This is a genomic window from Streptomyces sodiiphilus, from assembly GCF_039529215.1.
Lineage (GTDB): Bacteria > Actinomycetota > Actinomycetes > Streptomycetales > Streptomycetaceae > Streptomyces > Streptomyces sodiiphilus.
Genome location: NZ_BAAAMJ010000080.1, coordinates 34,489 through 44,617, shown reverse-complemented (window position 1 = coordinate 44,617; position 10,129 = coordinate 34,489). Strand labels below are relative to the sequence as shown.

The 10,129-nt window shown below is 74.7% G+C and carries 12 protein-coding genes; 3 read left to right on the top strand and 9 right to left on the bottom strand.

The window, feature by feature from the left end:
* Positions 1–692, top strand: a 692-nt coding sequence (locus tag ABD299_RS23850; RefSeq protein WP_344266517.1) for an aminodeoxychorismate/anthranilate synthase component II, incomplete at its 5' end; no start/stop codon positions are given.
* On the opposite strand, the gene ABD299_RS23845 is transcribed toward ABD299_RS23850, so the two are convergent.
* The 4 genes from ABD299_RS23845 to ABD299_RS23830 all read right to left on the bottom strand — a co-directional run bounded on the left by ABD299_RS23845 (position 679) and on the right by ABD299_RS23830 (position 4,457).
* A complete protein-coding gene (locus ABD299_RS23845) occupies positions 679–1,683 on the bottom strand; it encodes a 2-hydroxyacid dehydrogenase (RefSeq protein WP_344266514.1) in 1,005 nt (334 codons plus the stop codon). The two genes, ABD299_RS23850 and ABD299_RS23845, sit on opposite strands and share 14 nt — an antisense overlap.
* Before the next feature lie 69 nt (positions 1,684–1,752).
* Entirely contained in the window at positions 1,753–2,448 is a 696-nt protein-coding gene (locus ABD299_RS23840; protein WP_344266528.1) for a response regulator, read from the bottom strand.
* 20 nt (positions 2,449–2,468) lie between these two features.
* Positions 2,469–3,662 carry a MacS family sensor histidine kinase gene (gene macS, locus ABD299_RS23835; RefSeq protein WP_344266511.1) on the bottom strand — a complete coding sequence of 398 codons (1,194 nt, stop codon included), beginning with the start codon at positions 3,660–3,662 and terminating at the stop codon, positions 2,469–2,471.
* Between the two features lie 33 nt (positions 3,663–3,695).
* Positions 3,696–4,457: a lysophospholipid acyltransferase family protein gene (locus ABD299_RS23830; protein WP_344266508.1), complete on the bottom strand. Its 762-nt coding sequence runs from the start codon at positions 4,455–4,457 to the stop codon at positions 3,696–3,698.
* Positions 4,458–4,597: 140 nt separating this feature from the next.
* Between ABD299_RS23830 and ABD299_RS23825 the strand changes: the two genes are divergently transcribed.
* Together ABD299_RS23825 and ABD299_RS23820 are read left to right on the top strand one after the other, a co-directional pair.
* A complete protein-coding gene (locus tag ABD299_RS23825) occupies positions 4,598–5,368 on the top strand; it encodes an alpha/beta hydrolase (RefSeq protein WP_344266505.1) in 771 nt (256 codons plus the stop codon).
* Complete coding sequence (locus tag ABD299_RS23820; protein ID WP_344266502.1) at positions 5,355–5,933, top strand: hypothetical protein; 579 nt, start codon at positions 5,355–5,357, stop codon at positions 5,931–5,933. Before ABD299_RS23825 ends, ABD299_RS23820 begins: the two co-directional genes overlap by 14 nt.
* Positions 5,934–5,955: 22 nt before the next feature.
* Here ABD299_RS23820 and ABD299_RS23815 read toward each other — a convergent pair whose 3' ends face one another.
* From ABD299_RS23815 to ABD299_RS23795, 5 genes are all read right to left on the bottom strand, one after another.
* Positions 5,956–6,672: an endonuclease/exonuclease/phosphatase family protein gene (locus tag ABD299_RS23815; RefSeq protein ID WP_344266500.1), complete on the bottom strand. Its 717-nt coding sequence runs from the start codon at positions 6,670–6,672 to the stop codon at positions 5,956–5,958.
* 32 nt (positions 6,673–6,704) lie between these two features.
* Positions 6,705–7,643, bottom strand: coding sequence for an ROK family glucokinase (locus ABD299_RS23810; RefSeq protein WP_344266496.1), 939 nt, complete (start codon positions 7,641–7,643; stop codon positions 6,705–6,707).
* A 120-nt stretch (positions 7,644–7,763) separates the two neighbouring features.
* Positions 7,764–8,243 carry a DUF5304 family protein gene (locus tag ABD299_RS23805; RefSeq protein ID WP_344266493.1) on the bottom strand — a complete coding sequence of 160 codons (480 nt, stop codon included), beginning with the start codon at positions 8,241–8,243 and terminating at the stop codon, positions 7,764–7,766.
* An 89-nt stretch (positions 8,244–8,332) separates the two neighbouring features.
* Complete coding sequence (locus ABD299_RS23800) at positions 8,333–9,595, bottom strand: ArsA family ATPase (protein WP_344266491.1); 1,263 nt, start codon at positions 9,593–9,595, stop codon at positions 8,333–8,335.
* Positions 9,596–9,633: 38 nt separating this feature from the next.
* The gene (locus ABD299_RS23795) at positions 9,634–10,086 is read right to left on the bottom strand and encodes an SRPBCC family protein (protein ID WP_344266488.1); all 453 of its coding nucleotides are present in this window, start codon (positions 10,084–10,086) and stop codon (positions 9,634–9,636) included.
* Positions 10,087–10,129 lie beyond the last annotated feature (43 nt).

Below are 10,129 nucleotides of genomic sequence, written 5' to 3'. Positions count from 1 at the left end.
CGGCCGGCGATCCGCCGGTGCGGCGGGCCCTGGCCGCCCGGCGCGCGCACCTGGCGCCGTTCTGGCTGCGGATGCGGACCGGTGACGAACCGGGGCCGGCGCGCGGCGAGGCCCTGGTGATCGACGCGGAGGACACCTTCACCGCGATGCTGGCGCATCTGCTGAGGGCCTGCGGCTTCGGGGCGCGAGTGCTCCGGCACGACGAGCCGGGACTGGCGGAATCGGCCCTGGCACACCGCGGGCCGGTGGTGCTGGGTCCCGGCCCCGGTAACCCCTCGGACCCGGCGGACCCCAGGATGCGGCGGCTGCGGGCCCTGACCGCCCGGCTGCTGCGCGACCACCGGCACGGGGTGCTCGGCGTGTGCCTGGGCCACGAGCTGATCGCCGCCGGAACCGGCCTGGAACTGGTCCGCAGGGCAGAGCCCTTCCAGGGCGCCCAGGAGCGCATCGACTTCTTCGGGCGCACCGAGACCGTCGGTTTCTACAACTCCTGGACGGCGCGCTGCGACGAGTCCACGGCCGCCGGGCTCGCCCTGCGGGGCATCGAGGTGAGCCGGGACGCGCGCAGCGGTGAGGTCCACGCGCTGCGCGCGGCCGGTTTCTCCTCCGTGCAGTTCCACCCGGAGTCGGTGCTGACGCTGGACGGTCCCGGCATCGTCACCGGGCTGCTGGCCGGTCTCAGGGTCGGCTGAGACCGGGGGCCACCAGGGTGTTCTCGCTGGTGGCCCCCGCCAGATAGTCCTCCACGTTGCGCAGCGTGGTGCCGATGATCTGGCCGACCGCTTCCCGCGTGTAATACGCCTGGTGGGAGGACACGATGACGTTGTTGAAGGTCATCAGGCGGGCGAGCGTGTCGTCGGCCACCACCTCCAGGGACTTGTCCTGGTAGAAGAGCCCGGCCTCGGCCTCGTAGACGTCCAGGCCGACACCCGTGAAACGGCCCCGGCGCAGCTCGTCGACCAGGGCGTCGGTGTCCACCAGGCCGCCCCGGCTGGAGTTGACCAGGATGGCGTCGTCCTTCATGGTGCGCAGCGCGGCGGCGTCGATGATGTGGTGGGTCTCGGGCAGCAGCGGCACGTGCAGGCTGATCACATCGGCCTCGGCCAGCAGCCGGGGCAGGTCGGTGTACTTCATGCCCAGCGCCGTACAGGCCGGGTTGGGGCTGACGTCCCAGCCCAGCAGCCGCATCCCGAAGCCGTGCGCGATCCGGCTGAAGGCCTCCCCGATCTTCCCGGTGCCCAGCACTCCGGCGGTCGCCCCGTGCATGTCGCGGCCCAGCAGCCCGTCGAGCCTGAAGTCGAACTCCCGGGTGCGGCGCGCGGCACGCACGATCCTCCGGTTGACGGCCATCGCGAGCGTCCAGGCGAACTCGGCCACCGAGTAGGGCGAGTAGTGGGAGACCCGGGCGACGGTGAGCCCCAGCTCCCGGGCGGTGGGCAGGTCGATGTTGTTGAACCCGGTGGCACGCTGGGCGATCATCCTGGTGCCGCCCGCGGCCAGGTCCCGCAGCACACCGGCGTCCAGCCTGGCGTTCACGCTGACGGTGATGACCTCGTGGCCGCGGGCCAGCGGGGTGGTGTCCGGTCCCAGGTCCACGTCCAGGGCGTGCAGGTCGTGGTCCGCGAAGGCGCGGGCCAGCAGCGGCTTCTCATCGGCCTGGACGCCGAAGGCAAGGATGGTCACGGAAGTCAGTCCTTCTCTCGCTGTTCTCGTGGCTGTTCTCGTGGCTGTTCTCGTTGTCCCGTCGCCGCGTCAGCTGTCGGTGTCCAGGCCGCGCGAGATGGCATAGCGGACCAGTTCCACGCGGTTGTGCAGCTGAAGCTTGCCCAGGGTGTTCTGCACGTGGTTCTGCACGGTGCGGTGGGAGATGACCAGCCGCTCGGCAATCTGACGGTACGTCAGCCCCTTGGCCACCAGCCGCAGCACCTCGGTCTCCCGCTCGGTGAGCCGGGGCACGGCCTCCCTCCGGGAGCCCGGTCCGCCGGGCACGCCGGGGCGCGCGGGCTGTCCGGCGAGCCGCCGGTACTCGCCCAGCACCAGGCCGGCCAGGCCCGGGGTGAACACCGGCTCGCCGGCGGCGGTGCGGCGGACGGCGTCCAGCAGCTCACCGGCGCCGGCCGACTTCACCAGGTATCCGGTCGCACCCGCCTTGACGGCCTCCAGCACATCCTCCTGCTCGCCGCTGGCCGAGAGGACCAGCACCCGGACCCGGAGCCCCTCCCCCTCGTCCTCCTCCCGGCCCCCCGCGTCCCGCGCCAGCAGGCGGCAGACCTCGGCGCCCGGCAGACCCGGCAGGTTCAGGTCCAGGACCAGGACATCCGGGCGCACCGCGCGCGCCCGCCGCACCGCCTCCGGGCCGTCCCCGGCCGTGGCCACCACCTCGAGACCGGACTCGGACAGGTCGCGGGCCACCGCGTCCCGCCACATCGGGTGGTCGTCGACCACCATCACTCTCAACGGCTGCTCGCTCACCGGTGCGCTTCCCTCCCGTTGTGGCGCTGCGGCAGCCTGGGCAGCCGCAGTTCGACCTCGGTGCCCTGACCGGGCACCGACTCCCACCGCGCGGTGCCGCCCAGCTCCCGCAGCCGGCCGCGGATCGACAGGGCCGCGCCCAGCCGGCCCTCCGCCTCGGCGGATGCCAGCCGGCCCTCGGCGATGCCCGGCCCGTCGTCCCGGACGGTCACCAGTACCACGTCCGGCTCGTCCTCCAGCAGGATCCACGCCCGCCCGCCGGCGTGCCGGCGCACGTTGTCCAGGGCCGCGGCGACGGCGGCGGCCAGCTCCCGGGCGGCGTGCGCGGATACCGGCACCGGGCCTCCGGGGCCGGAGACGGTCACCTGCTCGCTCTCGTGAGCGGCCAGCAGGAGGCGCAGGTCCGTCTGCTGTTCCGGGTCCTCCGCCGCCCGTGGCGCGGGGCCGGCCGCCTGCCCCGGGACATCGCCGGCCCGGGGCCGGCCGGCCATCAGGGACCGCAGGGCCGCCTCCTGCTCCCCCGCCATCCGTCCCAGCTCCGCCGCCTCGCCGCCCAGGGCGGTGCCCCGGCGCTGCACCATCGCGAGCACCTGGAGGACGCTGTCGTGGATGTCCCTGGCCAGCCGCTCCCGCTCACGGGTGGCGGCCTCGATGCGCAGCGCCCGCGCCAGCGTCCGTTCGCTGGCCCGGGCCACCTCCACGACGTAGCCGATCGCGACGCTGGCCACGCAGACCAGCATCACGTTGTGCACCGTGCTGTTGCTGAGCCCGCCGGTCTCCACCACGTTGGCCACCCCCACCACCGAGGAGGCCCCGGCGGCCCAGCGCCAGCCGCCCTTGACGGCATAGGCGAGGACGGCTCCGGCGGTCCAGATGGACGGCAGGGTGGGATCGACCGCCCCGTGCGGGTCGGCGAGCAGGCTGAGCAGGATGCCGGTGACGGCCATGGTCAGGTCACCGGCCAGAAACCCGCGGGTGCACCGCTCGGCGGAGGAGACCCGGCGGACGGTGGCCGCCGTCCAGACGGCCAGCGCCGCCAGATAGACGACGCCGACCCACGGCCGCCCCTGCTCGCCGTAGCTCCAGCCGAACAGGCCGATCGCGTAGCACAGGCTGAGCACGCGGTACCCGGTGAGCGCCTGCCACAGCGGCTGCTCGACCGACATCCTCGCCGGCGCTGCCGTACCCATCGCCTCGCCCCCTCCCCGTCCCCGCCCGGAGCGCTACCGGCCGTCCGTGCCCGTGTCCTTCCGGCCGGGCTTCCCCGCCCTGGCCGTCTTCTCGGCCTTCCCGGCCTTGGCCGCCTCGGCGATCTGCCGCTTGGCCGCCGTGGCGTAGATGTCCACGTACTCCTGGCCGGACAGCTTCATGATCGCGTACATCACCTCGTCGGTCACCGACCGGAGGATGAAGCGATCGCCCTCCATGCCCTGGTAGCGGCTGAAGTCCAGGGGCTCGCCGATCCGGATGCCCGGCCGCATCAGCTTGGGCATCACCTTGCCCGGCGGCTGGATCTTCTCGGTGTCGATCATGGCGACCGGAATGACCGGCGCGCCGGTGGCCAGGGCGACCCGGGCCAGACCACCGGGCTTGCCGCGGTAGAGCCTGCCGTCCGGGGAACGGGTGCCCTCCGGGTAGATGCCGAACAGCTCACCGCGCTCCAGGACCGCTATTCCGCTGCGGACGGCGGCCTCGCCCGCGCCCCGCCCGCCGGACCTGTCCACCGGCAACTGCCCCACGCCCTTGAAGAACGCCGCGGTCAGCCGGCCCTTGAGGCCCGGGGAGTTGAAATACTCGGCCTTCGCGATGAAGGTGACCTTGCGGTCCAGCACCGCGGGCAGGAAGAAGGAGTCGGAGAAGGACAGGTGATTGCTGGCCAGGATCGCGGGCCCCGTCGCGGGCACGTGCTCCTTGCCCTCCACCCAGGGACGGAAGGCCAGTTTGAGCCCTCCGCCCACGGAAAGCTTCATCGCGCCGTACAACACCCCGGGAACCTCCAGTTTCTGCCCACCCCGACCTTACCGGCTACCGGGTGCCCGGGCGCGCGCGTAGGGTTGTCAGCCACGGCACCGCCCCGGTACGGCCCATGCCCCGGCGCCGTCCTGTACGGAACGGAGATCCGAGAATGCAGCTTCTTCCCGGCGCGGAGCCCTTCGTGCACGAGGGCTCGCCCACCGGCGTCCTGCTGTGCCACGGGTTCACCGGCTGCCCGCAGTCGATGCGCCCGTGGGCCGAGCACCTGGCCGCGCGGGGGCTGACGGTCTCGCTGCCGCTGCTGCCGGGACACGGGACGCGCTGGGAGGACCTCCAGCACACCGGATGGCAGGACTGGTACGCCACCGTGGACCGCGAGCTGACCGCCCTGGCCGGACGGTGCGAGGAGGTCTTCGTCTGCGGTCTGTCCATGGGCGGCGCGCTGGCCCTGCGGCTGGCCGCCCGGCGCGGGGACGCGGTGCGCGGTGTCGCCGTGGTCAATCCGGCCGTCACCTTTCCGCGCGGGCGCGGCCTGGCGCTGGGGGTGGGCCGTTTCCTGGTGCCCAGCACCAAGGGTCTGACCGGCGATATCGCCAAGGAGGGGGTCGGCGAGACCGGCTACGACCGGGTCCCGCTGCACGCCGCCCACTCGCTGCGCCGGCTGTTCCGGCTGGTGCGGGAGGAACTTCCCCAGGTCACCCAGCCGCTGCTGCTCCTGCGCAGCACGGTGGACAAGGTGGTGCCGGCCTCCGACTCGGCTCTCGTGCTGGCTTCGGTGTCCTCCCGGGACGTGACCGAGCGGGTACTCCGGGACAGTTACCACGTGGCTACCCTTGATCACGACGCGGACCGTATCTTTCAGGAGACGGACGACTTCATCAGCCGGCTCTCGACGAGGAAGACTGCCCGTGACCGAACGTGACCAGGGCCGCGGCGACGGCCGGGACCCGATCGACGAGGAAGCCGCCTGGGCACAGATCGTCGCCGGCTACGGCGCGCGGCCCGCGGAACCCCCGGGCGTGTGGCCGCGGGCCGAGGAGGTGGACCGCACCGACACCGTCGACCGGCCGGCGGAGCGCGAGGAGACCGACCGGCCCGCCGTGCCGCCGGAGGCGGGCGGGCGGCCCGAGGGCGACACCCTGACCAAGCCGGGTTCCGGGCCGCTGGACGACTCGTCGCCCTCCGGGCAGTGGTCGGGTACCGGGCCGCGCGACTGGGCGCCCGAGGAGGAGGACGAGGGGCACTTCGTCCCCCCGGAACCACCGCCGCTGCCGGAGACCGACATGACCACCAAGATGGCCTGGCTGGGCGCGGTCGGCGGGCCGCTGCTGCTGGTCCTGACGGTGCTCTTCCAACAGGACATGACCTGGTGGATCGTGACGCTCGGCGTGGGGGGCTTCCTGGGCGGGTTCGCCACCTTGGTGGCCCGGATGCGCGACGGCCGCGACGACGAGTGGACGGACCCCGGCAGCGGCGCGGTGGTCTGAGGGGCGGCCCGTCCTCCGCCCGTCAGCCGGGGTCCGGGATGCGCAGCGTGGCCAGGACGGGCAGATGATCCGTCGCCCGCGCCGGATCGTCCGCGCGGGCCCCGGGCAGCTCCACGGGTACACCGCAGCCGGTCACCTCCACCGCCGCGGTGCACAGCACGGCGTCGATGCGCTTGTGCGGACCGGTGGAGGGGTAGGTGGGCCCGCCACCGCCCGGAGCCACCGCCCAGCCGTCCTGGAGCTCCCCGGCCAGCCGGCGGAACGTACGCCCGCCGGGCCGCTCGTTGACGTCCCCGGCAGCGACCGCGGCGGGTGCCCCCAACCGTCGCAGCTCACTCAGCAGCAGCCCGCCCTGGCTCCACCGCTCCTCCTCCTCCAGGCTGAGGTGGAAGCTGATCACCCCCAGCCGGGCGGCGCCGCCGAAGCGGAGCACCGCCGCGGACAGCGCCCTGCGGTGCAGGCCCGGGGTGAGGGGCATCGGCAGGTCGGCGGTGCGCTCGACCCGGGCCCGCGGGTCGGCCATGATCATGGTCCCGCAGGTGGGAGCGCCGCCGGTCACATACATCAGGCCGGTGGCCCGGCCCAGCCGGGCCGCGTGCCGGCGCCACCGGAAGAACCGCGGTGCCTCCTGCACACACAGGACATCCGGCGCGCAGGCCCGCACGACCCGGGCCAGCGCCCCCAGGTCATCGCGCAGGGAGCGCACGTTGTAGCTCAGGACGGAGACCTCGGCAGCCATGCGCCGACCGTACCGGCCCCGCCCCGGAGCGGTCAGCCGTGGCGCGCCAGGTCCGCGGCCCCCACCAGGCCGGCCTGCCCGCCCAGCCTGGCCGCCAGGACCTCGGCGTGCGGGCGGTACCGGCCGCCCACCAGCCACCGCCGGAAGGACTTGCGGATCGGCTCGAGCACCAGGTCGCCCTCGTCGGAGACCCCGCCGCCCACGATGAACGCCGACGGATCGAAGAGAGAGGCCAGATCGGCCAGCCCGGCCCCCACCCAGCGGGCGAGCTCGCGGAAGGAGTCCACGGCGACCGGGTCGCCGCCCCGGGCGGCCAGGCTGACGTGCCGCCCGTCGATGCCCTCGGGGGTGCCGTCGCCCAGCGCCAGCAGCGCGGCCGCGGCCTCGGGCGTCGCCGCGGCGCGCTGCCGGGCGTAGCGGACCAGTGCCCGGCCCGAGGCGTACTGCTCCCAGCAGCCCTGACTCCCGCAGCCGCACAGCAGTCCGTCGGGAACGACCCGGACGTGGCCGAACTCCCCGGCCACGCCGAACCGGCCGCGGTGCAGCCTGCCGCCGATGATGATGCCGCCGCCCAGGCCGGTGCCCAGGGTGATGCACACCACGTCCTCGTGGCCGGCCCCGGCGCCGAAGCGGTACTCGCCCCAGGCCGCGGCGTTGGCGTCGTTCTCCACCACCACGGGCAGGCCGACCCGCTGCTCGATGCGGTCCTTGAGCGCCTCGCGGCGCCAGCGGATGTTCGGGGCGAACAGCACGGTGGCGCGCTTGTCGTCGACGTATCCGGCCGCTCCTATGCCGACGGCCTCCGCCGAGCCGGAGCCGACGGTGCGCACCGCGTCGGCGATGGCGTCCACCACGGCATCGGGGGTGGGCGGGGTCGGCACCGTGCGGGTCTCGAGGATCGAGCCCTTCTCGTCGACCACACCGGCCGCGATCTTGGTACCGCCGATGTCGACGCCGATGGTCAGTCCCATGAGTCCCTCAGTGAAGTCCGGTGAATCCGCCGGTGGACACCGTACCGGAGGGAACCGCGGGGGTCTGCCGGGTGATCGGCTGGTGGATGGTCCGTGATCGGCTCGCGGACGTCCCGGGGTTCAGTCGAGGTCGATCCGGGTCGGTGCGGGACCGCCGCCCGGAGCGTCCCGGTCGCCGGTCTCCCCGCCCTCCCCCGCCTGCGGACCGCGGGGTGCGGGGGGCCGGGTCCAGTCCCGCTCGTGGGCGCTGACGGCGGCCCGGTAGGCGGCCAGCAGTTCCCCTCCGGCGCGGGCCAGGTGGCCCGCCACCTCCGGGTTGCGGAGCAGTACGGGGCCGAGGACCTCCTGTACCCGTCCGGCCAGCGGGCCGGTGTCCAGGCCCAGCCGCCCGAGCCCTTCGGTGACGGCACCGGCGAGCCGGCGCAGTTCCTCGGTGAGATCGGCGGGCGGCGGGTCGTGCCGCTCGCGGTGCCGGGCCGACTCGGCCGCCAGATCCTCCTCGCAGGCCCGCGCCCAGGCGTCGGAGTCGTGACCGGTGGGGTCCTCGCCGGGGCGGGCCCCGGCGGCGCCCCGGTCGGGGTGTTCGGTGGAATCGCTCATCGCGGGCTCCTGCGGCGGCCGGCACGGTCCGACGTCCGGCCGCCGGATGCGGCCGTGGCGTCCGGTACCGACGGTACCGGACCGGCCGGTCATGTCCCTGCGGTGCCGGCGGGCCACAGGCCGGGGTCGGGGGCGAACCGCACGGCGAGCGCTCCCCCGCGCAGCCCGGCCCCGGTGACCGTGCAGCGCCGCAGCACCGGGGGCAGCTCCAGCACCCGGCGGAAGGGCCCGACGGTGACGACGAGTTCGTCGCCGCGCCGGACCAGGTCGAGTTCCTCCCGGACGGCGCCGGGCAGGGGGAGCCGCCAGACCAGCGTGCCGTCCCGGGCCAGCCGGTCGTCCACCGGCAGCTCCCCGGGGCGCACCGCCGGGCCCGGAGGGCCCTGCGGGTGGGCCGGCCCGGCCAGTTCCGCCAGCAGGCCGAGATCGCCGGGGCCGGACACCTCCCGTCCCAGGTGCGGCAGTTCCCGTACGTCCTTCGGTGCCTCGTCGCTCCGGCCGCACTCCGGGGCCGCGAGGCGGGCGAGGTCCTCCAGGGCGGTGCGCTGCCGGGCGGCCGCGGACGCCAGCCACGGGTCGCCGGACCCGGCCGGCAGGACCCGGTTGGCGACGACCGGGCCGGCCCGAAGGCCGTGCAGGGCGAGCCCGGCCCGGACGGTGCGCAGCGCGGCCACCGCCCCGGCCTCCGGTTCGGCGACCAGCCGCACCGCGGTGCCGGGGTGCTCGGTCACTGCCTGGACCGCGGCCAGCGACGCGTCCAGGCGGCCGGCGGCCTCGTACAGGCCCTGGGCCGGCATCGGCACACCGGCGAGCTGGGCGAGGAGCGGACGCAGCGCCCTCGCGGTACGGCGCTCGGGCGGCAGCAGGCGCCGCAGGTAGCGGCGCAGCTGGCCGGGCAGGGCTAGCATGCGGACGGCGTCCGCGGCCGGAGGCAGGTCCACCACCAGCAGGTCCCACTCCCGTGAGCCGTGCGCGGCGCCCATGGCGTGCAGCAGGGCGAGTTCACCGGCCCCCGGCAGTTCGGTGAGCTCGTCGTCGTCCAGCGGTACGGCTCCCAGCGCGTCCAGCGCGGCGCTGCCGTGCCGCTGCAGGGCCAGTGCACCCGCGCGGAACCGTGCGGCGGAGTCCACCCGCACGGCCCGCAGTCCGTGGGCCGCGGCCGCCGGGGCGGCGGGCCAGGCGGGCGGGGCGGTGCCCAGCAGGGCGGCCAGACGGGCCTCCGGCTCACCGCTGAGCAGCAGGGCCCGCTCGCCGCCGCGTGCCGCGGCGAGCGCGGTGGCGGCGGCGACCGTGGTTCGGCCCGCTCCGCCCGGGCCGGTGACCAGCACGGTGCGCGGTCCGGGGTGCGTCATCGTCATCCGTTCCCGGCCGGGGCCGCGGGGCGCCGGGGTCAGTCCCGGCCGGGTGCGGGCAGGGACTCGACGCGCTTCTTCAGCCCGTCCAGGGCCCGGTCGATGATGACCTTCTCGGCCTTGCGCTTGATGGTTCCCAGCATCGGGATCTTCACGTCGACGGTGAGCCGGTAGGTGACCTCGGTGCCGCCGCCGGCCGGCACCAGCCGGTAGGAGCCGTCGAGAGCGCGCAGCATGCGGGACTTCACCAGGGACCAGTGCACCTCCCGCGGACCGGTCCACCGGTAGGCCAGGGTGTGCTCGTCCTTGATGGCACCGGCGTCCAGCAGGAGGCGGACCTCCTCGGCCCGGCCCCGGTCGTCGGTGGAGAGCACCTCGGCCTCCTTGACCTCCTCCGTCCACTCCGGGTACCTGCCGAAGTCGGAGATCACCGCCATGACCTGTTCCGGTGACGCCTCGATGGTGATGCTCGACCTGGTGTGCTCAGCCATCGCCGTGGCTCCTTGGGGGTTGTCGCGGTTCTCCCGGCCGGTG

Coding starts and splice junctions, on each gene's coding strand:
- ABD299_RS23800 (WP_344266491.1), bottom strand. CDS start 9,595: ATGACGCACCCCGGACCGCGCACCGTGCTGGTCACCGGCCCGGGCGGA.
- ABD299_RS23805 (WP_344266493.1), bottom strand. CDS start 8,243: ATGAGCGATTCCACCGAACACCCCGACCGGGGCGCCGCCGGGGCCCGC.
- ABD299_RS23810 (WP_344266496.1), bottom strand. CDS start 7,643: ATGGGACTGACCATCGGCGTCGACATCGGCGGTACCAAGATCGCGGCC.
- ABD299_RS23825 (WP_344266505.1), top strand. CDS start 4,598: ATGCAGCTTCTTCCCGGCGCGGAGCCCTTCGTGCACGAGGGCTCGCCC.
- ABD299_RS23815 (WP_344266500.1), bottom strand. CDS start 6,672: ATGGCTGCCGAGGTCTCCGTCCTGAGCTACAACGTGCGCTCCCTGCGC.
- ABD299_RS23795 (WP_344266488.1), bottom strand. CDS start 10,086: ATGGCTGAGCACACCAGGTCGAGCATCACCATCGAGGCGTCACCGGAA.
- macS (WP_344266511.1), bottom strand. CDS start 3,662: ATGGGTACGGCAGCGCCGGCGAGGATGTCGGTCGAGCAGCCGCTGTGG.
- ABD299_RS23840 (WP_344266528.1), bottom strand. CDS start 2,448: ATGGTGGTCGACGACCACCCGATGTGGCGGGACGCGGTGGCCCGCGAC.